This window comes from Citrobacter sp. MGH106 (assembly GCF_001037495.1).
Classification (GTDB): domain Bacteria; phylum Pseudomonadota; class Gammaproteobacteria; order Enterobacterales; family Enterobacteriaceae; genus Citrobacter; species Citrobacter murliniae.
The window spans coordinates 4,095,711-4,121,339 of the sequence record NZ_KQ089822.1; the positions used below are offsets into that span (position 1 = coordinate 4,095,711).

The 25,629-nt window shown below is 52.8% G+C and carries 21 protein-coding genes; 7 read left to right on the forward strand and 14 right to left on the reverse strand.

Annotated features, from left to right (window positions below):
- Nucleotides 1–4 precede the first annotated feature (4 nt).
- Entirely contained in the window at nucleotides 5–736 is a 732-nt protein-coding gene (locus SK36_RS19100; RefSeq protein ID WP_048222403.1) for a response regulator, read from the reverse strand.
- 288 nt (nucleotides 737–1,024) lie between these two features.
- Here SK36_RS19100 and fdhF point away from each other — a divergent pair, with 288 nt between their 5' ends.
- Both fdhF and yjcO read left to right on the forward strand, forming a co-directional pair.
- Nucleotides 1,025–3,172 (forward strand): formate dehydrogenase subunit alpha, encoded by a 2,148-nt coding sequence (gene fdhF / locus SK36_RS19110; protein WP_081918179.1) that lies wholly within the window; start codon nucleotides 1,025–1,027, stop codon nucleotides 3,170–3,172.
- 91 nt (nucleotides 3,173–3,263) lie between these two features.
- A complete protein-coding gene (yjcO, locus tag SK36_RS19115) occupies nucleotides 3,264–3,947 on the forward strand; it encodes a Sel1 family TPR-like repeat protein YjcO (protein ID WP_048222406.1) in 684 nt (227 codons plus the stop codon).
- Between the two features lie 103 nt (nucleotides 3,948–4,050).
- Here the strand turns inward: yjcO and gltP are convergent, their stop codons facing one another.
- The 7 genes from gltP to nrfA all read right to left on the reverse strand — a co-directional run bounded on the left by gltP (nucleotide 4,051) and on the right by nrfA (nucleotide 12,478).
- Entirely contained in the window at nucleotides 4,051–5,361 is a 1,311-nt protein-coding gene (gene gltP / locus SK36_RS19120) for a glutamate/aspartate:proton symporter GltP (protein ID WP_045438658.1), read from the reverse strand.
- A 343-nt stretch (nucleotides 5,362–5,704) separates the two neighbouring features.
- Complete coding sequence (gene nrfG, locus SK36_RS19125) at nucleotides 5,705–6,256, reverse strand: heme lyase NrfEFG subunit NrfG (RefSeq protein WP_231593098.1); 552 nt, start codon at nucleotides 6,254–6,256, stop codon at nucleotides 5,705–5,707.
- A gap of 176 nt (nucleotides 6,257–6,432) precedes the next feature.
- Nucleotides 6,433–8,799, reverse strand: a complete 2,367-nt coding sequence (gene nrfF / locus SK36_RS19130; protein WP_136345597.1) for a heme lyase NrfEFG subunit NrfF — start codon at nucleotides 8,797–8,799, stop codon at nucleotides 6,433–6,435.
- Nucleotides 8,800–8,809: 10 nt separating this feature from the next.
- The gene (nrfD, locus tag SK36_RS19135; RefSeq protein WP_045438653.1) at nucleotides 8,810–9,766 is read right to left on the reverse strand and encodes a cytochrome c nitrite reductase subunit NrfD; all 957 of its coding nucleotides are present in this window, start codon (nucleotides 9,764–9,766) and stop codon (nucleotides 8,810–8,812) included.
- Complete coding sequence (gene nrfC, locus SK36_RS19140; protein ID WP_045438650.1) at nucleotides 9,763–10,434, reverse strand: cytochrome c nitrite reductase Fe-S protein; 672 nt, start codon at nucleotides 10,432–10,434, stop codon at nucleotides 9,763–9,765. The genes nrfD and nrfC overlap by 4 nt, the downstream gene beginning before the upstream one ends.
- Nucleotides 10,431–10,997, reverse strand: a complete 567-nt coding sequence (gene nrfB, locus SK36_RS19145) for a cytochrome c nitrite reductase pentaheme subunit (RefSeq protein ID WP_045438645.1) — start codon at nucleotides 10,995–10,997, stop codon at nucleotides 10,431–10,433. Before nrfB ends, nrfC begins: the two co-directional genes overlap by 4 nt.
- Nucleotides 10,998–11,041: 44 nt before the next feature.
- A complete protein-coding gene (gene nrfA, locus SK36_RS19150; RefSeq protein ID WP_045438632.1) occupies nucleotides 11,042–12,478 on the reverse strand; it encodes an ammonia-forming nitrite reductase cytochrome c552 subunit in 1,437 nt (478 codons plus the stop codon).
- 433 nt (nucleotides 12,479–12,911) lie between these two features.
- Between nrfA and acs the strand changes: the two genes are divergently transcribed.
- From acs to actP, 3 genes are all read left to right on the forward strand, one after another.
- Nucleotides 12,912–14,870 carry an acetate--CoA ligase gene (gene acs / locus SK36_RS19155; RefSeq protein WP_048222409.1) on the forward strand — a complete coding sequence of 653 codons (1,959 nt, stop codon included), beginning with the start codon at nucleotides 12,912–12,914 and terminating at the stop codon, nucleotides 14,868–14,870.
- Between the two features lie 241 nt (nucleotides 14,871–15,111).
- Nucleotides 15,112–15,426 (forward strand): DUF485 domain-containing protein, encoded by a 315-nt coding sequence (locus SK36_RS19160; RefSeq protein ID WP_045438627.1) that lies wholly within the window; start codon nucleotides 15,112–15,114, stop codon nucleotides 15,424–15,426.
- Nucleotides 15,423–17,072 carry a cation/acetate symporter ActP gene (gene actP, locus SK36_RS19165; RefSeq protein WP_045438625.1) on the forward strand — a complete coding sequence of 550 codons (1,650 nt, stop codon included), beginning with the start codon at nucleotides 15,423–15,425 and terminating at the stop codon, nucleotides 17,070–17,072. Before SK36_RS19160 ends, actP begins: the two co-directional genes overlap by 4 nt.
- A gap of 52 nt (nucleotides 17,073–17,124) precedes the next feature.
- On the opposite strand, the gene SK36_RS19170 is transcribed toward actP, so the two are convergent.
- Together SK36_RS19170 and SK36_RS19175 are read right to left on the reverse strand one after the other, a co-directional pair.
- A complete protein-coding gene (locus SK36_RS19170) occupies nucleotides 17,125–17,814 on the reverse strand; it encodes an LrgB family protein (RefSeq protein WP_045438622.1) in 690 nt (229 codons plus the stop codon).
- Nucleotides 17,807–18,217 (reverse strand): CidA/LrgA family protein, encoded by a 411-nt coding sequence (locus SK36_RS19175; protein WP_048222412.1) that lies wholly within the window; start codon nucleotides 18,215–18,217, stop codon nucleotides 17,807–17,809. Before SK36_RS19175 ends, SK36_RS19170 begins: the two co-directional genes overlap by 8 nt.
- A gap of 101 nt (nucleotides 18,218–18,318) precedes the next feature.
- Between SK36_RS19175 and SK36_RS19180 the strand changes: the two genes are divergently transcribed.
- Nucleotides 18,319–19,209: a LysR family transcriptional regulator gene (locus tag SK36_RS19180; RefSeq protein WP_045438614.1), complete on the forward strand. Its 891-nt coding sequence runs from the start codon at nucleotides 18,319–18,321 to the stop codon at nucleotides 19,207–19,209.
- Between the two features lie 91 nt (nucleotides 19,210–19,300).
- On the opposite strand, the gene SK36_RS19185 is transcribed toward SK36_RS19180, so the two are convergent.
- From SK36_RS19185 to soxR, 3 genes are all read right to left on the reverse strand, one after another.
- Entirely contained in the window at nucleotides 19,301–20,947 is a 1,647-nt protein-coding gene (locus SK36_RS19185) for a Na+/H+ antiporter (RefSeq protein WP_045438610.1), read from the reverse strand.
- Nucleotides 20,948–21,105: 158 nt separating this feature from the next.
- Complete coding sequence (ghxP, locus tag SK36_RS19190; RefSeq protein ID WP_048222415.1) at nucleotides 21,106–22,455, reverse strand: guanine/hypoxanthine transporter GhxP; 1,350 nt, start codon at nucleotides 22,453–22,455, stop codon at nucleotides 21,106–21,108.
- A gap of 628 nt (nucleotides 22,456–23,083) precedes the next feature.
- Nucleotides 23,084–23,542, reverse strand: coding sequence for a redox-sensitive transcriptional activator SoxR (soxR, locus tag SK36_RS19195; protein WP_045438603.1), 459 nt, complete (start codon nucleotides 23,540–23,542; stop codon nucleotides 23,084–23,086).
- A gap of 86 nt (nucleotides 23,543–23,628) precedes the next feature.
- Between soxR and soxS the strand changes: the two genes are divergently transcribed.
- Complete coding sequence (gene soxS / locus SK36_RS19200) at nucleotides 23,629–23,952, forward strand: superoxide response transcriptional regulator SoxS (protein ID WP_045438598.1); 324 nt, start codon at nucleotides 23,629–23,631, stop codon at nucleotides 23,950–23,952.
- Between the two features lie 2 nt (nucleotides 23,953–23,954).
- Here the strand turns inward: soxS and SK36_RS19205 are convergent, their stop codons facing one another.
- Nucleotides 23,955–25,541: an EAL domain-containing protein gene (locus SK36_RS19205; protein ID WP_048222417.1), complete on the reverse strand. Its 1,587-nt coding sequence runs from the start codon at nucleotides 25,539–25,541 to the stop codon at nucleotides 23,955–23,957.
- Between the last annotated feature and the right edge of the window lie 88 nt (nucleotides 25,542–25,629).

The window sequence follows — 25,629 nt, forward strand, 5'->3', positions numbered from 1 at the left end:
AAAATTACGCTGCTTTATCGTGATGCTGCACGTCAGCGGCGAACACATAACCCAGGCCGCGCAGAGTTTTGATCAACGTCGGCTGATGCGGATTGTTCTCTATTTTTCGCCGCAAACGCATAATTAATACATCGATCGTACGGTCAAAGACTTCGACGTTGTCGCTACGCGTTAGCTCCAGTAACTGTTCACGACTCAGCACCCGACGGGCGTTTTGCGCCAGCGCCAGTAGCAGACTGTACTCGCCTTGCGTCAGATCCACTTTCAACTGTTGGGGGTTATGCAACTGGCAGCCTGCGGTATCAAGATGCCAGCCATTAAAGGAGAGCCCCGTCGTTTGCGGGCCAGTGCTTTCTGCACTGAGCACTCCGACACGCCTGAGCACCGCCTTCACCCGCGCCACCAGCACGCGGGCGTTGAACGGCTTGCCAATGTAGTCATCAGCGCCCATTTCCAGTCCCACAACCACATCCGACTCACTGCCCAGCCCGGTCAACATCACGACCGGCAACCCTGGCCTCATCTTTTGCACCTGTTGCAGCACCATCAACCCGTTGGTATCGGGCAGCATCATATCCAGCAATACCAGAGCAATATCCGGCTGGGTATCAATACAGCGCAACGCCTCCTGCCCGGTATGACAGGCCGTCACAGCAAAGACATGCTCGCTCAGCACATCCTGTAACAATGCGCAGATCGCCACGTCATCATCCACAACCAGTATGGCTGGCTTCATTATTCTTCCCCATTTTATGCCAACTCAAATGAGTGTGAATGATTCTGCACAGAGTGACAGCGATAAGGCACAAGGACGTGCGGGAAACATAACCTTGGTCACACTGCCAGGCCGTCACACATTTGGAATTCGTCACGTCAAATATGACGACAGCCTGTTTTTCGTCAGGGTTTTGTTCAAAATTCACCCGTAATATCAGTAAATGCCCCTAATAAAAACATGGCATAAAAGATGCATAACTAAAGCGACAAGCGCGTATGCGCGATTTGATTAACTGGAGCGAGACCGATGAAAAAAGTCGTCACGGTTTGCCCATATTGCGCATCAGGTTGCAAAATCAACCTGGTGGTCGATAACGGCAAAATCGTCCGGGCTGAGGCGGCGCAGGGGAAAACCAACCAGGGTACCCTGTGTCTGAAGGGCTACTATGGCTGGGATTTTATTAACGATACCCAGATCCTGACCCCTCGTCTGAAAACCCCAATGATCCGTCGCCAGCGTGGCGGCAAGCTGGAATCTGTATCCTGGGATGAAGCGCTTAATTACGTCGCCGATCGCCTGAGCGCCATCAAAGCGAAGTATGGCCCGGACGCCATTCAGACGACCGGTTCATCTCGCGGCACAGGTAACGAAACCAACTATGTAATGCAAAAATTCGCGCGCGCCGTTATTGGTACCAATAACGTTGACTGCTGCGCTCGCGTCTGACACGGCCCTTCGGTTGCAGGTCTGCACCAATCGGTCGGTAACGGCGCAATGAGTAATGCTATCAATGAAATTGATAACACAGATTTAGTGTTCATCTTCGGGTACAACCCGGCGGATTCCCACCCTATCGTGGCGAATCACGTGATTAACGCTAAACGTAACGGGGCGAAAATTATCGTCTGCGATCCGCGCAAAATTGAAACTGCGCGCATTGCCGACATGCACATCGCGTTGAAAAACGGCTCGAATATCGCGCTGCTCAACGCCATGGGACATGTCATTATCGAAGAAAAACTGTATGACCAGGCGTTCGTGGCCTCGCGTACGGAAGGCTTCGAAGAGTACAGCAAGATTGTCGAAGGCTACACGCCGGAGTCCGTCGAAGATATTACTGGCGTTAGCGCTCAGGAAATTCGTCAGGCTGCGCGTATGTACGCATCGGCAAAAAGCGCGGCCATCCTCTGGGGCATGGGTGTTACCCAGTTCTATCAGGGTGTGGAAACCGTGCGTTCACTGACCAGCCTCGCCATGCTGACCGGTAACCTCGGTAAGCCAAGCGTGGGTGTTAACCCGGTCCGTGGCCAGAACAACGTTCAGGGCGCGTGCGACATGGGTGCACTGCCGGATACCTATCCGGGCTATCAGTATGTGAAAGATCCGGCTAACCGCGAGAAATTCGCCAAAGCCTGGGGCGTTGAAAGCCTGCCTGCACATACCGGCTATCGCATCAGCGAACTGCCGCACCGTGCGGCACATGGCGAAGTTCGCGCAGCGTACATTATGGGTGAAGATCCATTACAGACCGATGCTGAACTCTCCGCGGTGCGCAAAGGCTTTGAGGATCTGGAACTGGTCATTGTGCAGGATATCTTCATGACCAAAACAGCCGCTGCCGCAGACGTTATTTTACCGTCTACGTCATGGGGTGAGCATGAAGGCGTTTTCTCCGCAGCTGACCGTGGCTTCCAGCGCTTCTTTAAAGCCGTTGAGCCGAAGTGGGACCTGAAAACGGACTGGCAGATTATCAGTGAAATCGCTACCCGTATGGGCTATCCGATGCACTACAACAACACCCAGGAAATCTGGGATGAGTTGCGTCATCTGTGCCCTGATTTCTACGGTGCCACTTACGAGAAAATGGGCGAGCTGGGTTATATCCAGTGGCCGTGTCGCGACACCTCAGATGCCGACCAGGGTACGTCTTACCTCTTCAAAGAGAAGTTCGACACCCCGAACGGCCTGGCGCAGTTCTTCACCTGCGACTGGGTAGCGCCAATCGATAAACTCACCGAAGAGTACCCAATGGTACTGTCTACGGTGCGTGAAGTTGGCCACTACTCTTGCCGCTCCATGACCGGCAACTGTGCAGCGCTGGCTGCACTGGCGGATGAACCGGGCTATGCCCAGATCAACACCGCCGACGCTGAACGTCTGGGTATTCAGGATGAAGATCTGGTGTGGGTTAACTCTCGCAAGGGTCGAGTTATCACCCGCGCGGCAGTGAGTGACCGTCCGAACAAAGGTGCGATTTACATGACCTACCAGTGGTGGATTGGGGCATGTAATGAACTGGTAACCGAGAACTTAAGCCCGATTACCAAAACGCCGGAGTATAAGTACTGTGCCGTCAACGTTGAACGCATTGCCGATCAGCGTGCTGCCGAACAATACGTTATTGATGAGTACACCAAGCTGAAAGCCAGCCTGCGCGAAAGCGCAATGGGTTAAGCTTGTCTCTACGGCCTCCATTCGGAGGCCGTTTTTTTATGCAAATAATCTCTCTATACTGTTCATTCCCTACACTAAATCTAAAAATAAGATGAAACGACTTTTCGCCTTAATGGTGTTAATCACATGCTTTGTCCATGCCGAAGAGCCTGGTAGCCAGTTTCTGCAGGCTGCCGAATCCGGAGACCGACGTGCGCAATACTTCCTCGCTGATACCTGGTTTAGTTCCGGCGATTTGAGCAAAGCCGAATACTGGGCGCAAAAAGCCGCCGACAACGGTGATGCAGATGCCTGGGCCTTACTGGCGCAAATTAAGATAACCAATCCGGTCAGTCTGGATTACCCGGAAGCCAAAACGCTGGCCGAAAAAGCCACTCAGGCTGGCAGTAAGGCCGGGGAAATCACGCTGGCGCGAATTCTGGTGAACACTCAGGCGGGGCGACCAGATTATCCCAAAGCCATTACGTTGCTACAAAATGCATCCGAGAATCTGGAAAGCGATTCAGCTGTTGATGCACAAATGCTGCTAGGGCTGATTTATGCCAACGGTGTGGGCATACCCGCAGATGATGAGAAAGCGACATGGTATTTCAAACGCAGTTCTGCCATTTCGCGTACCGGTTATTCCGAGTACTGGGCGGGGATGATGTTCTTAAACGGCGAGCAGGGCTTTATCGAGAAGAATAAACAGAAGGCTCTGCACTGGCTGAATCTGAGCTGTACGGAAGGATTTGATACCGGCTGCGAGGAGTTTGATAAGTTAACGAACGGCTAGTTTTGAGTTGCCGGATGAACGTAGTCGTTGTAGGCCTGATAAACGTAGCGCCATCAGGCAACCCAGAGCAGGTTGCCGGATGGCGGCGTTGCCTTATCCGGCCCTACAAGGCGGTCTTCTCAAATTTCCCCAGCACCTCACGCTCATAGGCCAGCGCTTTTTTGCGGTCAAATTTGTGTTCCCATTTCGCAATAACCAGTACTGCCAGCGCGTTACCCACCACGTTCAGTGCGGTACGCGCCATATCAAGGATACGGTCGACACCGGCAATGAACGCCAGGCCTTCAAGTGGAATCCCCACGCTGCCAAGCGTAGCCAGCAGCACGACAAAAGATACGCCCGGCACGCCTGCGATCCCTTTCGACGTCACCATCAACGTCAGCACCAGCACGATTTCCTGCCACAATGACAGATCAATACCGTACAGTTGAGCGATAAAGATAGCGGCGATACTCTGGTACAGCGTCGAACCATCAAGGTTGAATGAATAACCGGTCGGCACCACGAAGCTGGTGATCGACGCCGGAGCGCCATAGGCTTCCATCTTCTCAATAATACGCGGCAGCACGCTCTCGGAACTGGCGGTGGAATAGGCCAGAATCAACTCGTCTTTCAGAATACGAATCAGGATCCAGATGCTCAGCCCACACACGCGTGCCACGATACCCAGTACGACCAACGCGAAGAACAGGATGGCGAAATGCACCAGCAGTACCAGCTTCGCCAGCGGCCACAGGGATGCAAAACCGAAGTTTGCAACGGTAACGGCAATCAACGCAAAAACACCGACCGGCGCATAACGCATCACCATGTGCGTCACTTTAAACATGGTTTCAGAGATGGAGCGAAACACGGTAACCAGCGGTTCGCGGTGGGTTGCTGGCAGAGAAGACAACCCTAAGCCAAACAGCACCGAGAAGAAGATAATCGGCAGCATTTCGCCTTTTGCCATTGATGCAACAATGTTGGTCGGCACCAGTGACAAAATAGTGCCCATCAGGCCATGCGCGTGGCTCTGCACTTCTGCGGTTGTGCTTTGATATTTCGAAATATCCACGGTCGCCAGTTGCGACATATCAACGCCGGTACCGGGCTGGAATACGTTCGCCAGCGTGATACCGAGGATGATCGCAACGGTGGTGATCACTTCGAAATAGATAATGGTTTTTGCGCCAATACGACCCAGTTGTTTTGCATCACCGACCCCGGCGATACCTACAATCAGCGTTGAGATAACAATCGGAACTACGATCATTTTGATCAGGTGGATAAAGATATCGCCTGCCGGGGACAGCAGGTTTAACACCAGCCATTCTCGGCTGTCACTATGGTAATGCAGGTAACTCCCTAGCAAAATGCCCAGCACCATGGCGATCAAAATCTGCCAGGCCAGGCTGACTTTCAAATTTTTCATAACAACGGACTTCCTCGGTGGAGCGCTATTCCACATGCAGTGTGTGGTAATAGTACATACTGAAAGGGTATGAATTGTGTTGCGTTCGTTTATGGAGTTTTTTAACGCTTATTATCATTATCATTTGCGTGCTATCTCGCGCAACCCTCCAGGAACAGAGCCTTCAGCTGAATTTATGCATAAAAATGCAATTTTATCGGGATAACGATGAATAACTTTTTGTTATAAAAGAATTTTAATATGTTCAAAAATGAAGAAGTCATGGCGTGAGTTTTTTTTGCTCATTTGTTCGTTCGCCTGTTTTTTAAACAGCAAAAACGATGCAAATCACAAAAAAACAATTTTATTTCTGCCGATTCTGCAACAACTTCGCCATATTGATAGAGTCAATCAACTGCACACGATTCACCCTTGGTGAGTTTAAATCCAGTACTTTTTGCCACTGCGAAATAGCCTGATCGTAATCAGCCTGCATAAACGCATCGGAAGCCAGAAGCATCAACGCGGTGACTTCACTGGCGTCCAGCGCCAGGGCTTTATCTATCATTTCACGGGTTTTTGGTGTCATGTGCTGCCCGGCCTGATAGTACAACACCGTCGCCAGAGCCGAGTAGATTTCAGCGTTTTCGCCGCGTAAACGCAGCGCCTGTTCATAGGCCAGCAGCGCATTATGATACGCATTTTGCCAGAGATAATACTCACCAAGCAGCGCCCACTGCGCGCTGTCCTGCGGGTTAGCGCGGATTTTCTCCTGCAGGGATAGTAGCTGTTTTTCCTGCACATTTTCAGCAGAAAAGGCGTGTAAAGGGTCCGCCAGACGCGCCTGTTCCACGCGGATCGCCTGCCATTTTGGCATCAGAAAATAAGCCCCCACGCAGGCTGCTGCCACCAGCATGACCGAGACACTCAGCCACTTCAGCGGAAGCCGACGTGATGAGGTAACAAGCCGCGATGGTTCTGCCAGATCATGGCTCAGCTCCTGTTGTAACTGCTCCGCCTCGGGTTGTGCCAGTAGCCGCTGAGCCTGCTGCTGGCTGTGACGCAGTAATATTACACTGACCTGATGCAGACTCATTTACGTTCTCCGCGGTTGCGTTGGCTGACTCTCACCCGCCACAGGATAATCCCTCCCAGCAACAACAGGACGCACGGCAATGCCCACAGCAGCAGCGTTTGTCCAGTCAACGGGGGGTTATAGCGCACAAAATCGCCGTAGCGCTCAGTCATCCAGGTGGTGATTTCCTCCTCGCTTTTCCCCTCTTCCACCATGCTGTAAACCTGATGACGCATACTGACCGCCACTGGCGCATTGGATTCCAGTAAGTTTTGGTTCTGGCACTGGGGGCAGCGTAGTTGGCTGGCAATAAATAGCGCTTTTTCCTGCTGTTGCGGGTTTTCAAAGCGCCAGGTATCCACAATCTGAGCATGGCCGCTAAAGGGCAGAAAAATCAGCACTGCCAGCAGTAACATCGTTTTGCCGGATGATGGCGTCGACGCCTTATTCAGCTTGTCTGATTCATCACACACAGGAGCGATAAGCGCAGAATCATCAGGCAACAATCCAGGACGCTTCCTCCCTCGCCATCCGCTGAGCAGCGCACCGAGTACCATCAACAACCCGCCGCCCCATACCCAACGCACGCCGGTCTGAATGTAAAAGCGCATCGCATATCTCTCTCCCCCGGTTTTTTCGCCCATCACCGCATACCAGTCATGAAGCAGATCCCAGCGAATACCCGGCTCCATCATCTGTTGACGCCGTGCCGCATAAAAACGTCGCTCTGGCACAACGCTGCCGATGTGCTGCCCATCTTCTGAGATAACGATTCGCGCTTTTTCGGTGGTGTAGTTCCCGTGTGCGGCAAGATCGAGGCGATCAAAACGAAACGTATAACCTGCCAGTTCAACCTGTTCCCCGGGGCTTAAATTAAGGCTTATCTCGTGCCGACTGCCGCTGGAGAAGATGATCCCCGCAGCGAATACCAGCACACCGGTGTGCGCCAGCAATGCCGGAAGCTGGCGGCGTAGTGCCTCCAGAGGCTGAAACCAGAGTCGCACCATTACCGCAGCGACCAGCCCACCAGCCATTGCGTCCAGCGTACCCAGCGACCAGCACAGCGCAGCCACCAACAAACCAATGGCAAATGGCCAGACCCGTCGGCGCAAGGAAATACGTGCAGAGCGTTTCCAGAACCCGCCCGCCGACAGACCAAGCACCACCAGCATGAGCAGGCCGAACGGCAGCGTGGCACGATTAAAATAAGGTGCGCCAACGGAGAGTCGTCCCCAACCAAACAGGCCATAAATCATCGGATAGAGCGTACCGATCAGCACGATTAGCAGCACTGCGCAAAAGAGCAGCAACGCCGCCAGAATCGACATCTCGCGCGACCAGCCGCCAAAACGCGCAACCTGGTGGACATCCCGCGCCCGCCAGGCATACAGACCAAGTGATGCCAGGCTTAGCACGGTAAACAGCGCGAACAGCGGCGCGGCGCGGACGTTATCCAGTGCGAAGGCGTGGACAGAAACCAGAATACCGGAACGTACAATCAGCGTACCCAGCAGCGATAATATCAGCGTCACAATCGCCAGCAGCAGCGACCAGTGACGGAAGATTCCCCGCTGGCAAGTGACATACAGGCTATGCAGCAACGCACTGGCAGAAAGCCAGGGTAATAAAGAAGCGTTTTCAACCGGGTCCCAGAACCACCAACCGCCCCAACCCAGCTCGCAATACGCCCACCAGGAACCGAGGATGATACCCAACGTCAGAGCGCACCAGCCAGGCAGCGCCCAGCGCCAGCATACCCAGGCGGTCGCCGCGCTAAAGCTCCCGCGTAGCAGCGAAGCCAGCGCTACGCCAGCCGCCACCATCAGGCCACCGTAGCCAAGATAGAGCAGCGGCGGGTGGAAGATAAGTCCAGGGTGTTGCAGCATCGGATTAAGGTCGCGCCCTTCAATCGCTGGCGGGAAGATACGCACAAACGGATCAGACCACACCACCACAAACAGCAGGAGCAGAGCTGTCATGATTGACAGAACGCTGAGAGTCAGCGGAAACAGCGTGTCCGGTTCCCGCCGATAGCGCCAGGCGAACAGCGCACTCCAGCCGGAAAGAAACAGTACCCACAACAGGAGCGATCCTTCATGACCGCCCCATACCGCCGCAAGTTTTAACCCCCACGGCAGCAGGCTGTAACTATGCTGGGCAACGTAAACAACGGAGAAATCGCTGGTCAGAAAACAGAAAGCCAGAATGGCAAAAGCCAGCAGCAGCAGTGTAAATTGCGTCCATACGCCAACGCTTGCCAGACGCATCACGCCCAGCCAGCGCAGGCGAACACCCACCAGCGCGGCAAGCGGGGTCAACACGTTGACCCCGAGACTTAACAGCAGTGCCAGAAAACCGGCTTCAGGAAGGAATATTTCCAGAATTCACCCTACCTTATGCAACTGTAAGCTGGCCTGCGTACAGAATAAAAAAGCGCAGTAACAGCACTCCTGTCAGACTGGCGCCACACACCGCCAGAACGCCGTGAAACGTCGAGCTACGATTAGCCCAGGGTTTCAGCAGCATCGGTAGTATCAGCCCAAGCCCGGCAACGCCAAGCCAGAACCACCAGGTCCAGAAACCACCACCCAGCGCTGCTGCCAGTGCACGCATTTTGCCGTCATCGCCTAATGCCAGCCCCACAAAGAACGCTGCCAGCAGGAAGATCTCCAGCCAGACAACCGGGGTTTCCATACGGTGAACAAAGTGCGCCTCAGTACTGTGCGGGTTGCTGCGATGGCGTAATGCCATGGCAATTAACGCAACCGCCGCCCCGGAGGAGATCCCGGAGAACAGGAACAGGACCGGCAGGATCGGGTTATTCAGGAACGGATAGGATTTCAGCGCCGACAGCAGGAACCCGGTATATGCCCCGAGCAGTACCGCCAGCACCAGCATTACTGTTTCCAGCAGACGATGGAACGGCGTTATCAGCGCCAGCAGTTTCTGCACGATACTCAGACGCGGGATGAAGCGCTGTTGCAGGGCAATAACATCTTTTTCGAAGATTTTTGCCAGCCACAACACCAGCACCACCATGTACAACTGAAACAGCATGACCCCCATCGACATCACCGAAGTGAAGCTGTAGTGGAACATCAGTTTCCAGAAGGTCCACGGTCGCGTCAGGTGGAATACCAGAATCAACAGACCAAGAATAATCGCTCCCGGCCCGAGTACCAGCGTGGTGCGCAGCAGCGTACTGTCGGCACCGCCCGCTTCCGGGTGCAGCCGGCGCAGCAATACCGACAACGTCACCAGTCCAGCGGATATGCCAATCAGAAACAGATAGATGGCAATGGGCCAATCCCACACCAGTGATTCAAAATGAAAAGCAGAAGCGGGTGTCATTGGCTCACCTCCCCATATTTAAAGGGAACGCGGTAGACCTTCGGTTTTGTGCCCAGCGCCAGCTTGTAACGGTAGGTGTTTTTCTGGTGCAACAAACGAGAGATGTCGCTGTTGGGATCGTCCAGATTACCGAACGTCAACGCTTTCGTCGGACACGACTCAACGCAGGCAGGCTGTTTGCCCGCTTTCAGGTTGGTTTTCCGACAGAAATCGCATTTATCCGCCGTCTTATTGACCGGGTGGATAAATCGCACACGGTAAGGACAAGCGGCAATGCAATACTGGCAGCCGACGCAAAGATCCGGGTTTACATCCACAATCCCGGTGGCGGCATCGCGATACGACGCCCCCGTCGGGCAGACGTCAACACAGGGAGCATGATCGCAGTGCTGGCAAGAGTGACGGAAGAAGCGGTACTTCACATCGGGAAACGTCCCCAGCGGCTCACTACGAATAATCGTCAGACGCGAGACGCCTTCTGGCACGTTGTTGACTTCCCGACAGGCATCCATACAGGCAGTGCAGCCGATGCATAATGACTCATCATGTATCATGCCGTAACGGACGCCGTTGATATTCAACGTCTTCGCCACAACGCGTCCCGCCGTCCCGCTCACAGCCACCAGCGCGCTGACGCCGGTGATAAACTGGCGACGAGAGCAACTCATGGATGCTCCTTAAGCAAGGGAATAGACGCCGGGTTAAAGTTTGGATTGTTACGCTGATCGCTGTGGCAATCGACGCAAATCTTAATCCGTCCTTTATCGCTTAGCGTCTGCATCGTGTCTTGCTTCGGATGCAATGAGTGACAGCTGGCACAGGCCACTTTAGTCACGTGGACATCATGCGGCCAGAACGCTTTTTGCAACTGCTCAGGCAGGTGGCAGGACATACAGACGCTGTTCTGCTGCTCCACGTTGTACATCGGCTCATTAAAGCGCATCACATCCTTCACTCCTTCACGGTGATTCGGGGATGGCTGGCCGTGACAGTTGGTACAGGTAACCGGCAGTTTATTATTCGGGTTGATGACTTGTGCATGTTTACCATGCATGCCTTCAGTGTCTGGCTTATGACAATCCAGACAGGCGGCATCCGGGTTACGCTGTTGTGTTACCGTCCAGCGTTGCTCCGATTCCTGTGGCGTTGGCGTGGCGGTTATCCCGCACAGGCTCCAGAACAGGCCTGACGCCAGCACCCCAGCAGTTAATAACGAACGTAATACGCTCATATTCACTCCGTTGAGTTATCCGCCCCTTGCGAGGCGGAATGGGGTTATTGGCTTAACAGACCGTTTTTACGTGCCTGGTCTTCCCATTGCGGAATCACCGTTTTGATGAAGTCCTGCTTCTCAGCATTGATTTGCTGCATATTCAGACCAATCGCCTGCTGGGCTTTCTCCTTGGTGGAGATATCCGGCAGAGGGATTTCATGAGTGATGCCTTTGGTCGCCAGCAGACGTACCAGTTTGGTGCGTGCATCAGCGGCTTTATCCATCGCGCTACCCAACATACGCAGACCTTCTTCCGGCGCGTGCATGTGAATACCGTGTGAAGCAATCGACAGATCCCAGCGCCATTGTGCATGGCGAATATCTTCCAGAATCGGCTTCATTTCAGCTTCCGTCGCGCCCGCATCCCATGCAGCTTTTGCTTCAAAGTGCGCATGAACCAGTTGATCCTCAACTTTGATTTTCAGGTCATGAATCGCTTGTTTACGCTCAGCAACCACTTTTTGCAGTGAGGCTTTATCCTGGGTGTGGCAGTTAGCGCAGGTCTGAGGGAAGTTATCGAACGGGTTACCAATCTTATGGTCGGTATAGATCTTGCCTTCGGCGTTCTGTACTTTCGGCATGTGACAGTCAATACAGGTCACATTGTTCTTGCCATGAATGCCCACGCTCCAGGTTTCATATTCCGGGTGCTGCGCTTTCAGCATTGGCGTTTTAGACAGAGAGTTGGTCCAGTCGGAGAACGCGATGGCGTCGTAGTATTTCTCCATGTTCTCAACTTTCATGCCCTCATCCCACGGGAACTTAACGGCTTTGTTTTTACCGTCAAAGTAGTACTCCACGTGGCACTGACCGCAAACCATTGACTGCTGGTCAAAGCGACCGGCTTTATCAAACGGTTTGCCAATCGTTTCCATGGCGCGTTCCGCGTAAGGGCGAGACAGCGTCAATTCAGGCTTCCCTTTGGCGAAATCTGGCGATGCGGTGTTATGGCAATCGCCGCAGCCTAAGTTGTTAACAATTTCAGGGCCGCCACGCGCCCATTTGCCGTGAAAGTAACCGTCTTCCCCGTCTTTCTGGATCAGACGTGCCACATCCGGGCTTTTACAGCTCCAGCAGGCCATCGGCAGCGGACCATCTTCTGCCGTTTTTGGCGCGCCGGTACGTAAGGTTTCACGCACATCGGTAACCGCGTACGCGTGCCCACGCGGTTTGTTGTAATCGCGGGAGAAAGGATATCCCGCCCACAGGATCACCAGTCGAGGATCTTCTGCCAGCGCATCTTCACGAGCTGACTGCTCCGACGTGGCTTTCCAGGAGAGATATTGATCGGGATGCTGAGGGGCGAAGGTTTCATTCTTCGCTTCAACGGTGACGGTCTTTGCGGGTACAGGGGTTTGTTCAGCGTTAACAACAGATATAAATAAAAACGGTAATATCAGGCTGAAGAAACGGCGTACGCGTGATTTTGTCCTTGCCATAGGGGTCTCATCCAGATGACGCCATTACTTTCAATGGCGGTTCTTTTATTGTTTTCCATAACAGCAACCACACGAATACTGTCATGACATTGCTCCACCCTATTTGTAACAAGAAACCCCACAAGAAATGTTGTTTTTAATCAATTGTAAGTGTATGTAAAATACCACTTTAGAGTTATTTACCCCCTTCTGAGCCTCACTCTTTTGTCTATTTTCGATACGGTTCACCTTTTCAACAATTTATTGATAACTGCATGTTATTACGAGATTTAATCAATTTTTGCTAGTTCCCTTCAAAAATCAGTTTGCCGCTAATTTGCACAATTCCTTTATTGCGTGATCTGCCGCGCAAATACTAAACAAAAACGCCAAAGCCCCTACATTTAACGTTTGTGCGACATATTATTAACATCCTACAAGGAGAACAAAAGCCATGAGCCAAATACACAAACACGCTATTCCCGCAAATATTGCGGACCGTTGCCTGATAAACCCGGAGCAGTACGAAGCGAAATACCAGCAGTCCATTACCGATCCCGACACATTTTGGGGCGAGCAGGGAAAAATTCTTGATTGGATCAAACCGTACAGCAAGGTTAAGAACACCTCTTTTGCACCTGGCAACGTATCCATAAAATGGTACGAAGACGGCACGCTGAATCTGGCGGCGAACTGCCTTGACCGTCATCTGCTGGAAAATGGCGATCGCACCGCCATTATTTGGGAAGGCGATGATGCCACCCAAAGCAAACATATTACTTATCGCGAACTGCATCGCGATGTCTGCCGTTTTGCCAATACCCTTCTGGATTTGGGGATTAAAAAAGGCGACGTCGTGGCTATTTATATGCCAATGGTTCCGGAAGCTGCGGTTGCCATGCTGGCCTGCGCCCGCATTGGCGCTGTGCATTCGGTTATCTTCGGCGGTTTCTCACCGGAAGCCGTTGCCGGACGTATCATTGACTCAAATTCACGCCTGGTGATCACCGCTGATGAAGGTGTGCGCGCCGGACGCGGCATCCCACTGAAAAAGAATGTGGATGATGCGCTAAAAAACCCGAACGTGAAAACCGTTGAGCATGTAGTGGTCCTCAAACGCACCGGTGGGAAGACAGACTGGCAGGAAGGTCGTGACCTGTGGTGGTCCGATCTTATTGAAAAAGCGAGTCCTGAACATCAGCCGGCAGAAGTGAACGCGGAAGATCCGCTGTTTATCCTGTATACCTCCGGCTCCACCGGTAAACCGAAAGGCGTGCTACACACCACTGGCGGTTATCTGGTTTACGCGGCGACGACCTTTAAGTATGTCTTTGATTATCATCAGGGGGATATCTACTGGTGTACCGCTGATGTGGGCTGGGTTACCGGACACAGCTATCTGCTGTACGGCCCGCTGGCCTGCGGTGCAACGACACTGATGTTTGAAGGCGTCCCCAACTGGCCAACGCCTGCGCGTATGTCGCAGGTTGTGGACAAGCACCAGGTGAATATTCTCTATACCGCACCAACCGCAATTCGCGCCCTGATGGCAGAAGGTGATAAAGCGATTGAAGGTACTGACCGTTCATCGCTGCGTATTCTGGGATCGGTGGGCGAACCTATCAACCCGGAAGCGTGGGAGTGGTACTGGAAGAAAATTGGTAACGAAAAATGCCCGGTCGTCGATACCTGGTGGCAGACCGAAACCGGTGGCTTCATGATCACCCCACTGCCGGGTGCAACCAAGCTGAAAGCCGGATCCGCGACGCGCCCGTTCTTTGGCGTACAACCCGCCATCGTTGATAACGAGGGTAATCCGCTGGAAGGCGCTACCGAAGGCAATCTGGTTATTACCGACTCCTGGCCGGGTCAGGCGAGAACCCTGTTTGGCGATCACGAGCGCTTCGAGCAGACCTACTTCTCTACTTTCAAGAATATGTACTTCAGCGGCGACGGCGCGCGTCGTGACGAAGATGGGTATTACTGGATCACCGGACGCGTTGATGACGTGCTGAACGTCTCCGGTCACCGTCTGGGTACGGCGGAAATCGAGTCGGCGCTGGTGTCGCATCCGAAAATCGCCGAAGCCGCGGTAGTCGGTATTCCACATAACATCAAAGGCCAGGCGATCTACGCTTACGTCACACTCAACCACGGCGAAGAGCCGTCACCTGAGTTGTACGCTGAAGTTCGCAACTGGGTGCGTAAAGAAATTGGCCCGCTGGCAACGCCAGATGTGCTGCACTGGACTGACTCACTACCGAAAACCCGCTCCGGCAAAATCATGCGCCGTATTCTGCGCAAAATTGCGGCGGGCGATACCAGCAATCTGGGCGATACCTCGACCCTCGCCGATCCAGGCGTGGTAGAGAAACTGCTCGAAGAGAAGCAGGCTATCGCGATGCCATCCTAACAAAGTCCTGAAAATGCCGGATGGCGACGCCAAAACGTCTTATCCGGCCTACAAATCTGACCCTACCCTCTCTTCACCGGGAGGGAAATATAAAAACCTCCCCCAAAGGATTTCGCGTTACAGGAAGGCGACAAACGAGCATATCCCCAAGAACAGAGTTCACTATGTCACTGGGGTGGGTGAGTGCGGCCAACAAGCCTGTAACGCGAAAGACGCAGGGGGACCTCTGGAGAGCTCTGTGATGAATGACAATATTTATCAGCGGATAGAAGACAGTGCGCGTTTCAGGGAATTAGTTGAAAAAAGGCAACGGTTTGCCGCTGTTCTGTCCATCATCATGCTGGTGGTTTATATCAGCTTTATTTTACTGATTGCCTTTGCGCCTGGCTGGCTGGGAACGCCGCTGCATGCGGGAACCAGCGTTACCCGGGGTATTCCGATTGGGGTGGGCGTGATCCTTATCTCCTTCATTCTGACCGGGATCTATATCTGGCGGGCAAACGGTGAATTCGATCGTCTTAACAATGCGGTTCTGCACGAGGTTAAAGCATCATGAAGAGAGTCCTGACGGCGCTTGCCGCCACGCTGCCCTTCGCCGCAAATGCGGCGGATGCTATTAGCGGTGCAGTCCAACGCCAGCCAACCAACTGGCAGGCGATTGTTATGTTCCTGATCTTCGTCGTCTTTACGCTCGGTATTACCTACTGGGCCTCTAAACGCGTACGGTCGCGTAACGACTATTACACCGCTGGCGGCAATATCACCGGCTTCCAGAACGGGCTGGCAATTGCTGGCGACTATATGTCAGCGGCCTCGTTTCTCGGGATTTCCGCGCTGGTCTTTACCTCTGGCTATGACGGTCTGATTTACTCGCTGGGCTTCCTGGTCGGCTGGCCAATCATTCTGTTCCTGATTGCTGAACGTCTGCGTAACCTTGGTCGTTACACCTTTGCTGACGTCGCCTCTTATCGCCTGAAACAAGGGCCAATTCGTATTCTGTCTGCCTGCGGTTCACTGGTGGTGGTGGCGCTGTACCTGATTGCCCAGATGGTAGGCGCCGGTAAACTTATCCAGTTGCTGTTCGGTCTGAACTATCACATTGCCGTGGTGCTGGTTGGCGTACTGATGATGATGTACGTGTTGTTCGGCGGCATGCTGGCAACTACGTGGGTGCAAATCATCAAAGCCGTACTGCTGTTGTTCGGCGCCAGCTTTATGGCATTCATGGTGATGAAACACGTCGGCTTCAGCTTCAACAACCTGTTCACCGAAGCCATGGCGGTACACCCGAAAGGGTCGGCCATTATGAGTCCTGGCGGGCTGGTAAAAGATCCGATCTCCGCGTTGTCGTTGGGACTCGGGTTAATGTTCGGTACTGCAGGATTGCCACATATTCTGATGCGCTTCTTCACGGTCAGCGATGCCCGCGAAGCGCGTAAGAGCGTGTTCTATGCCACCGGTTTTATGGGTTATTTCTACATTCTGACCTTTATCATCGGCTTTGGCGCCATCATGCTGGTCGGTGCTAATCCGGTGTACAAAGACGCGGCTGGCGCGCTGATTGGCGGTAATAACATGGCGGCGGTGCACCTGGCGAATGCGGTAGGCGGCAACCTGTTCCTCGGCTTTATCTCAGCCGTGGCATTTGCCACAATTCTGGCGGTGGTTGCCGGTCTGACGCTGGCAGGCGCATCAGCAGTTTCTCACGACCTGTATGCTAACGTGTTCCGCAAAGGCGCAACCGAGCGTGACGAACTGCGTGTTTCAAAAATTACTGTGCTGGTACTGGGCGTGATCGCTATCGTGCTCGGCGTATTGTTTGAAAATCAGAACATCGCCTTCATGGTGGGTCTGGCCTTCGCTATCGCTGCCAGCTGTAACTTCCCAATCATTCTGCTTTCTATGTACTGGTCAAAACTGACCACGCGAGGCGCTATGTTGGGTGGCTGGTTAGGTCTGTTGACGGCAGTAGTGCTGATGATTCTTGGCCCGACTATTTGGGTGCAAATTCTCGGCCACGAAAAAGCTATTTTCCCGTATGAATACCCGGCGCTGTTCTCTATCAGCGTTGCGTTCCTCGGGATTTGGTTCTTCTCCGCTACGGATAACTCAGCAGAAGGTAACCGTGAGCGGGAGCAGTTCCGTGCTCAGTTCATCCGTTCCCAGACCGGGTACGGTGTAGAGCAGGGTCGCGCGCACTAACTAATAGTCTCTCTCCTCCTCCGGCCTGCGGGTCGGAGGAGTTCATTTTCTCTCAAAACATCAATGTAGCCACCAACGGTGCGACCAGAACCATCACCACACCGGAGAGCATCATCACCAGACTGGCGACAACCCCCTCCTGCTGACCAAGTTCATAAGAGCGCGCCGTACCCGCACCGTGGGACGCCGCACCAAATCCCGCCCCTTTCGCCATACCTTCGCGAATAGAGAGCCGCAGAAACAGCACATCGCCGACCGCCATACCGAACACGCCAGTAACTACTACGAACAACGCCACCAGATCCGGTTGACCGCCTAACGGCTCCGCCGCCGCCAGCGCAAACGGTGTGGTGACAGAGCGTACTGCCAGACTGCGTTGGATCTCATCGGGTAACATGAACAGACGTGCCAGCCAGACGGAGCTGGTCACAGCCACCAGCGTTGCTGTGACAACACCTGCTGTCAGAGACATCCAGTGGCGCTTAATCACCGCGAGATTATCGTAAACCGGAACGGCAAAAGCGATGGTCGCCGGGCCTAACAGCCACAGCAGCCAGTGAGATTCACCAATATAGTTTTGCCAGGAAATGTGGCCAAAAACCAGCATCAGTACCAACAGGGCCGGAGTAAGAACCAGCGGCATCAGCGGTAATTTACGAAAGCGGCGATACAGACGCTTGTTGGCAAAATAGATACCTAGCGTTATCACCAGGCAAAGCACGCTTAACTGGAAGTTACTCACGGTTTAACCTGCTCATTTCATAGCGATACACTTTATCTACTACCCATGCGGTTGCACCAAGTACCATCAGCGTACTGATCGCAATAACAGCAAAAATGCGCCAACCATCGACCAGCAACAGTTGCGTATAGTTCACGACAGCCACAACAGCCGGAACAAAAAACAGCAGCATTTCAGCCAGTAACCAGCGGGCGCCTGCACGTATCCAGTTAAGTGGGATAACCCGGCAGACAATCAACGCCAACATCAAAATCATCCCTACCAGATTGGCAGGAAGCGGCAGGTGTAGCCAGGAGACAAGATATTGGGCAAAAACAAATAAACCTGCGTACAACAGTACCTGAACGGGTATCTGGAGTCGGTAAATAACGGCAGGCGTCACGCGGCTTATCGCCACAGCCATGAGGGAATGTCCTTAAAAAATAGAGAGCGCCAGTATAGAGAGCCTCCCCCCAGGACTGAAATGAATTAAACTCATTGCAGGCATAGTCTTAAGGAATAATCATGGATATCAGAACGCTGCGATATTTTGTTGAGGTAGTACGTCAGCAGAGTTTCACCCGCGCAGCGGAGAAGCTCTTTGTCACCCAACCCACCATCAGCAAAATGTTGAAGAACCTTGAAGACGAGCTTAATTGCACGCTGTTAATTCGTGACGGACGTCGGCTGTTGTTGACCGACACCGGACAGGTGGTGTTTGAGCGTGGTCTGGCGATCCTGGCCGAATTTCGGCAACTCGAAGCAGAACTCAGCGACATTAACCATCTCAATAAAGGGATCCTGCGACTCGGGATCCCCCCGATGGTCGGCATGCTTATGGCGGGGCCAATCAGCCTGTTTCGCCAGCGCTATCCCGGCGTGGAACTGAAGGTATCTGAATTTGGCGGCTTAACCGTCCAGCAGGCAGTGATGAATGGCGATCTGGACGTGGCAATGACGGCGCTACCGGTCGAAGAAGAGAGCGGACTGGCAACCTTACCTCTTTTCAGCCACCCACTCTGCGTACTTGTGCCACGATCCGGCCAGTGGACAACCTGCGATTCCATTTCACCCGAAGCACTGGCTGAGCATCCGTTACTGATCTACAACGAAGATTTTGCTCTCAGCCGTCAGCTACTTGAACTGTTTAATCAGCACAACGTTAAGCCGCGAATCGCGGTGCGTAGCGGGCAGTGGGACTTTCTGGCGGCGATGGTGCAAGCCGGGGTCGGGATCGCTATTTTGCCAGAGCCGATCTGCCAGCGGCTGGATAAGCAGACGCTGCGCTGGATCCCGCTGGAAAGTAATTTACGCTGGCAGTTGGGCATGATTTGGCGTGAAGGCGTGTATCTGTCGCACAGCGCCCAGGCGTGGCTGAAATGTTGCGAAGGGTTTTGGTTAACGCAAGAGTCATAAATTGCCGGATGCGGCTTAACGCCTTATCCGGCCTACATCAGTATTGCCGATTCGTAGGCCGGATAAGCGTAGCGCCATCAGGCACAACCGTTTATTGGTTCTCGATTAACAGCGCTTCCAGCAAATCCAGATCGTGCAGTAGCTTCTGCAACGTTTCATTGCTGATCTCACGCGTAGCACGCAGATGGTACAGCTCCGCCCGCTCTGAACGCAGTGCCGCCAGACGGAAGCGCCGTTCCAGGTTCTCTTCCTGCATGGAGCTTTCTACATCGTTTCGCCCATCGGCACGTCTACGCAAATTACCAATAACGCGGGAGCTCACCTCAGTCAGCAACTGATTATCAATATTCTCTTCGGTATCCGCAGCCAAACGCTCTTCCATTTTCTGGATGGCGACAATCGCCACTTCGGCCGTCGCCGCACGGGCAATGCGCTCTTCTTTCAGTTGCTGAGAGTGATCGGCCACTTCGAGATGTTGCAGCAGAATTGGCAGCATCACCACGCCAACAAACAGCGAGAACAGAATGACGCCGGCAGCAAGAAATACTAATTCATAACGCGCCGGGAAGCCGCTACCATCCGGGAGCAGTAACGGAATAGAGAGCACACCAGCCAGTGTGATTGCACCACGCACGCCGGCAAAGGACGCGATCAGGATTTCACGCGTCGTCCAGGAGCCAAACTCCATCGGCTTCTTCTTCAGGAAGCGCATGCTGAATTTTTTCATCGTCCACAGCCAGCCAAAACGCACCAGCATCAGCGCGACATAAATCAGGACGATATCAGTAAACAACATCCAGGTTTCGACGTTTGGATCAGCTTCTGCCGCCACCAGCGACGATTCCAGGATTCCTGGCAACTGCAGCCCTAACAGCAGGAATACCATGCCGTTAAAGACGAACTCCAGCATTGCCCAGGTGCTGTTAGCACGTAAACGCATCGCCAGAGGCGCGCGCCGCATTACGCCAGAACGGGTAATCGTCATCCCGGCAGCGACCGCGGCAAGGATCCCGGATACGCCAATGTGTTCAGCAATCAGGTAAGAAGCAAACGGCAGCAGGAACAGCAGGACGATTTGCGTTGCTGGCTCATCACCGCCCCAGCGGCTGAGAAAACGCAGAGAGCGGCCGTACAACCAACTGACAACAAAACCGGCCAGGATACCGCCAATCGCTACCTTGAAGAACTCAACCGTCGCACCGCCGACGGTAAACACCATCGTACCCATCGCCACGGCGACGGCAAATTTCAGCGATACCAGGCCAGAAGCGTCGTTCATTAACGCTTCACCCTGCAGGATACCCATGATTTTCTTCGGTATACGCCCTTCACCGACAATGCCGGAAAGCGCGACGGCATCGGTTGGCGACAACACGGCAGCCAGTGCGAAAGCGGGGATCAGCGGAATCCCCGGCACCAGCCAGTAAATCATAAAACCAATCCCGATAACCGTGACCAGAACGAGCGCCAGAGCCAGGCCGAAGATCTCCCGACCGTGCTCGAGAAACTCACGCGTTGGCGTTTTCCAGCCGTCGGCAAACAGCAAAGGAGGGATGAACAGAACCAGAAACAGTTCGGGGTCGAACTCCACATGCAAACCAAACGTCGGCCATGCCAGCGAGGCGCCAATGGCGATCTGCATGAGAGGTAAAGGGACCTGGAAGGGCAATACGCGAGTTAATACCCCCGACAACGAGACCACAAGGGTCATGATAAGTATGGTGAAGAAGATTTCCATGCGTTCCCTGTTTGCGATGTTTCTTATGATATGTGACGAGAAGCGTCGTGCCTCAATTCTATCTACTTCAGAGTAACGCAAAAGACAACGAGATGTGTTCTGAAAATAAAAACGGGCGGCAAAAGCCACCCGTTTTCAGGATCATCAGCGTATCAGGATCAGATAGCCCAACCGCCTGCGTAGAAGACTACCAGCGCTACAGCAATCACCACGGTCCCAATGTTTAGCTTGCGCCATTCACCAGAAACGATACGACCAATAACCAGCGTGGCAAAGCCAATCATAATGCCGGTAACGATGTTACAGGTCAGCACGATGAACACGGCTGTCACCAGACCCGCCATCGCATCAACAAAGTCAGCGAAGTCGATTTTCGCCACATTGCTCAGCATCAACAGACCGACGTACATCAGTGCTGGAGCCGTTGCATAAGCAGGAACAAGATAAGAGAGCGGAGAGAGGAACAGGATCAGCAGGAATAAAACGCCGACGGTGATCGCCGTCAGACCAGTTTTACCGCCAGCCGCCGTACCTGCTGCGGATTCAATGTACACCGCCGCCGGTGCTGCGCCCACCAAACCGGAGAACACGCTGCTCAGGGAGTCGGTGGTTAACGCTTTGCCACCATCAATAATCTGCCCGTCTTTGTCCAGCAGATTCGCCTGCCCGGCCACAGCACGGATAGTACCCGTCGCATCGAAGACTGCAGTCATCACCAGCGCCAGCACGCTCGGCAGGACGACAGGGTTCAGTGCGCCCATAATATCCAGGCTACCAATCAGCGAATTACCTTCAGCATCGCTCAGAGAAGGCATAGCGAAAATACCGGAAAAGTGTACGGTGGGGTCGAAAATCAGGCCGACCACGGAAATACCAATAATGGTCAGTAAAATGCCGCCTGGTACTTTCAGTTTTTCAAGGCCAATAATCACCGCCAGACCAATCAGCGACATAATGACCGGGAAGGTATCGAAGTCACCCAGGGCAACCGGCAGACCATCCAGCGGATTCTTAATGACCAGACCAACACCGTTTGCCGCAATCAGCAGCAGGAACAGGCCGATACCAATACCGGTGCCGTGCGCAACACCTTGTGGCAGGTTGCGCAGGATCCAGCTACGAATACCGGTTGCAGAAATGATGGTAAACAGGACCCCCATCAGGAACACCGCACCCAGCGCGACAGGCACGCTGATATGCTGTCCCAGAACCAGGCTGAATGCAGTAAATGCCGTTAACGAAATGGCGCAGCCAATAGCCAGCGGCAGGTTTGCCCACAGGCCCATCACAATCGAACCAACCCCTGCCACCAGACAGGTCGCCACAAATACAGCAGCAGGCGGGAACCCGGCTTTACCCAGCATTCCTGGAACCACGATAACAGAGTAGACCATCGCCAGGAACGTCGTTAATCCGGCAACGACTTCCTGACGGACGGTACTGCCACGGTGTGAAATTTTAAACCAGGCGTCGAGTGAACCGCCGGTACGCGCTGAAGGCGTAGACATAGAAAACATCCCCTGAGAGTTTATTTTTTCGTCCCTATGCGTGATGGACAATCCACTGCCTGCTAAACGTTTTCTCCATGTGCCAGGTTTGCGTCAATAGGGGTGTCGCAAAAAAGCAAACGTTTAGCTTCGCGCATAAAAAGACGGGTGGTAAAAAAAAGCAAACGATTATCCAGCGATCATACGACGGTTTTCAACTGAACTTTGCCAGTTTTTACTCATTTCTTCTTATAACGTACAAGAAATAGACAGTCGATGCGCAAACGTTATCGTCAATGCGCAATCTGGCAACAAATTTCGCTGAGTTGTCGCAACAATCGTTTTGTTTTGGACGCAAAGTTACGCAGAAAAATTGGTGGAGTTGTGGGAAATTTTTAGGCGAAAAAACCCTCAATACACTGGCAAATACCCTGAACTGGCTTACAATTAACTTATCAACACAAGCCGGAACCTCCCCTAATGTGCTCGACTGAGGGGTGTTGATGTCGGGGGAAACCCTCCCGTGAACCAGCGGGATAGAGTGAAAGACAAAGACCGGAACCAAACTAAAGCGCCCTCTGTGGCGCTTTAGTTTTATCCCCGTCATACTTCATGTTGTTTAAGGGATATGCCCATCGTATATTTCACATCAATCATCTTCCAGCAATCGCGCCCCTGTCCCCTGCTCACCAAGCTGATCGCCTGGGTTACGCAACGGACAATCGCTGCGCGACAAACAACCACAACCAATGCAGCCGTCCAGCTCATCTCGTAACGCCACCAGGGTATGAATGCGTCGATCCAGTTCCTCACGCCATTGCGACGAGAGTTGCTTCCACTCTTTCGCACTAAGCGAGTGCCCTTCTGGCAAGACACCGAACGCGTCGCCAATCGTCGCCAGCGGAATGCCTATGCGCTGAGCAATCTTGATAATCGCGACATAGCGCAGCACATCACGTTTATATCGACGCTGATTGCCGCTATTGCGCATGCTACTGATTAAGCCTTTGCTTTCATAGAAATGCAAAGTTGATACCGCCACACCGCTACGTTTTGCGACTTCACCAGGCGTTAGCAGAGCTTTTATGCGGGGTAATTTCTTTTCCATAAATCGCTTTACCTCAAGTTAACTTGAGGAATTATACTCGCCCACAGACAAAACGACGAATCGAACACTGAGCAAGAGGCAACTATATGTCCCATCAGCAAATTATTCAGACCCTTATTGAATGGATTGATGAACATATCGACCAACCGCTGAATATTGAGGTGGTCGCGAAAAAATCAGGCTATTCGAAGTGGTATTTACAGCGGATGTTCCGCACGGTGATGCGTCAGACGCTGGGCGACTATATCCGTCAGCGTCGACTTCTGCTGGCCGCAGTCGAGTTGCGTAACACCGAGCGGCCTATTTTTGATATCGCGATGGATCTGGGTTATGTATCGCAACAAACGTTCTCACGCGTGTTCCGCCGCGAGTTTGATCGTACTCCCAGCGACTACCGTCATCGCCTGTAAGATTATTGCCCGCTTTGCGACAGTATGGCGGGCGATCGCTGGAGCCAGTGCATGAATTCCTGTGGCGGCAACGCCTTCGCGAAGTACCATCCCTGACAGTACTGTACGCCGCGCTCCAGCAGCCACTTGATCTGCTCCGACGTTTCTACACCTTCTGCAATAGTTTTCAGATGTAAACTTTGCGCCATCTCGATGATATGTTCCGCAATCAGGTGGCTGGTGCTATTGGTGGCTAGCGTACTGATAAAAGATTTATCGATCTTCAGAATATCAACATTCAATGAAGACAGGTTATGCAGGTTGGAATACCCCGTACCAAAATCATCAAACGCGACTTCATAACCCGCCTGACGAAATGCCTGGATGACCGGGGTCATTTTATGCACATCAATAAATCCGCGTTCAGTCACCTCAACTTTAATCTGCTGCGCTTGCACCGAATACTCGCGTGTTTTATCGGCAATTAAGGCAATCAGTCGGGATGAATGAAAATCAGAAGCGGAAAGGTTTATTGAGATATAAAGCTGAGGGTGCGCCGATAAAAAATAGCCCAGATCGTTGAACACTTCTTCCACCACGTAATCCGTGATCTTCTCTATCATTCCCTCTTTTTCTGCCAGCGGAATAAATTCTGTCGGACTCATTACTTCACCTTTTCCGCCAGGCCAGCGCAGCAAAGCTTCGGCCCCGACGCATTTACCATTTTTGATATCAATGATTGGCTGATAATGCAGACAAAGCTGACGTTTTTTGATCGCGCGTTTTAACAGGCGGCGGGGAGAGTAGTATTGCTGACGCGTACGCCACCACATTAACAGTATCAGAATGCTGCTAATTGCCCCGAAGGGAAGTGTTAACGCAGCTTCATGATAGAAATTTTGAATTACGCGATCGCCTGTCGTCGACACAATAATCGCAATTGGCCGCTTTTCAGAACGAACGATGGTATAGAAGCGATTACCTTGCTGGAACGTAGAGGCTGCGCCGCGCACCAACGGCAATAATTGCGCAACGTTTACCCCTTCACTTGCAGAGAAGAAGGAATCCGTAACCGTATCATATACTCCCCAGGCCAGACCTGGATCGTCTGACATTACCTCGCTGTAAGATAATGGATTGATAACGACAACGTAGTTTCCCCTTTGCATATACGTCATTCTGTAGCCGGAGAAAAAAGGCGTATCGCGATAGTAATAGATGGAGATGTCCGGTGTACGCTTATAGTCAGCGGTCGGCATAATATACGAGGCAGGGGGTACTAACGATGTAGAGCACAAAAAACGATCAGCCTGCGCATAAATTAGCTCACTGATATATAAGCGACCGCGAATAATATTCAGCATGCTTTTCTGATGTTCAGGGGTACACATCTTCCCTTGATACAGTTGGGCCATATCGCGAGCTAAATCAGCCTGCTGGATCACCAGTTCCGTTTTATTTAACACCAGTTGAGCAAAAGAGCGGAGTTGATTGCGGGTTTCGGACATTGCCCTCAAGTGAGCAAACCATAACGCCAGTACCACGGGGAGCATTACCACCATGAACGTTCCGAGTAGCCTCAGCGTCTTGCGTCGCGCACTGTGAGTCATGTCAGCCCTATTTCCCTGTATCGTATATGCCAGTACCCATCAAGGCAGGATGCTATAAACACCAGCTAGCTAAGTTGCATGAATCTAT

Coding starts and splice junctions, on each gene's coding strand:
- SK36_RS19175 (WP_048222412.1), bottom strand. CDS start 18,217: ATGGCTGTGGCGATAAGCCGCGTGACGCCTGCCGTTATTTACCGACTC.
- nrfB (WP_045438645.1), bottom strand. CDS start 10,997: ATGAGCGTATTACGTTCGTTATTAACTGCTGGGGTGCTGGCGTCAGGC.
- nrfC (WP_045438650.1), bottom strand. CDS start 10,434: ATGAGTTGCTCTCGTCGCCAGTTTATCACCGGCGTCAGCGCGCTGGTG.
- actP (WP_045438625.1), top strand. CDS start 15,423: ATGAAGAGAGTCCTGACGGCGCTTGCCGCCACGCTGCCCTTCGCCGCA.
- soxR (WP_045438603.1), bottom strand. CDS start 23,542: ATGGAAAAGAAATTACCCCGCATAAAAGCTCTGCTAACGCCTGGTGAA.
- SK36_RS19160 (WP_045438627.1), top strand. CDS start 15,112: ATGAATGACAATATTTATCAGCGGATAGAAGACAGTGCGCGTTTCAGG.
- SK36_RS19185 (WP_045438610.1), bottom strand. CDS start 20,947: ATGGAAATCTTCTTCACCATACTTATCATGACCCTTGTGGTCTCGTTG.
- SK36_RS19205 (WP_048222417.1), bottom strand. CDS start 25,541: ATGACTCACAGTGCGCGACGCAAGACGCTGAGGCTACTCGGAACGTTC.
- ghxP (WP_048222415.1), bottom strand. CDS start 22,455: ATGTCTACGCCTTCAGCGCGTACCGGCGGTTCACTCGACGCCTGGTTT.
- nrfG (WP_231593098.1), bottom strand. CDS start 6,256: ATGCTGGTGGCAGCAGCCTGCGTGGGGGCTTATTTTCTGATGCCAAAA.
- yjcO (WP_048222406.1), top strand. CDS start 3,264: ATGAAACGACTTTTCGCCTTAATGGTGTTAATCACATGCTTTGTCCAT.
- SK36_RS19100 (WP_048222403.1), bottom strand. CDS start 736: ATGAAGCCAGCCATACTGGTTGTGGATGATGACGTGGCGATCTGCGCA.
- gltP (WP_045438658.1), bottom strand. CDS start 5,361: ATGAAAAATTTGAAAGTCAGCCTGGCCTGGCAGATTTTGATCGCCATG.
- soxS (WP_045438598.1), top strand. CDS start 23,629: ATGTCCCATCAGCAAATTATTCAGACCCTTATTGAATGGATTGATGAA.
- SK36_RS19180 (WP_045438614.1), top strand. CDS start 18,319: ATGGATATCAGAACGCTGCGATATTTTGTTGAGGTAGTACGTCAGCAG.
- acs (WP_048222409.1), top strand. CDS start 12,912: ATGAGCCAAATACACAAACACGCTATTCCCGCAAATATTGCGGACCGT.
- nrfD (WP_045438653.1), bottom strand. CDS start 9,766: ATGACACCCGCTTCTGCTTTTCATTTTGAATCACTGGTGTGGGATTGG.
- nrfA (WP_045438632.1), bottom strand. CDS start 12,478: ATGGCAAGGACAAAATCACGCGTACGCCGTTTCTTCAGCCTGATATTA.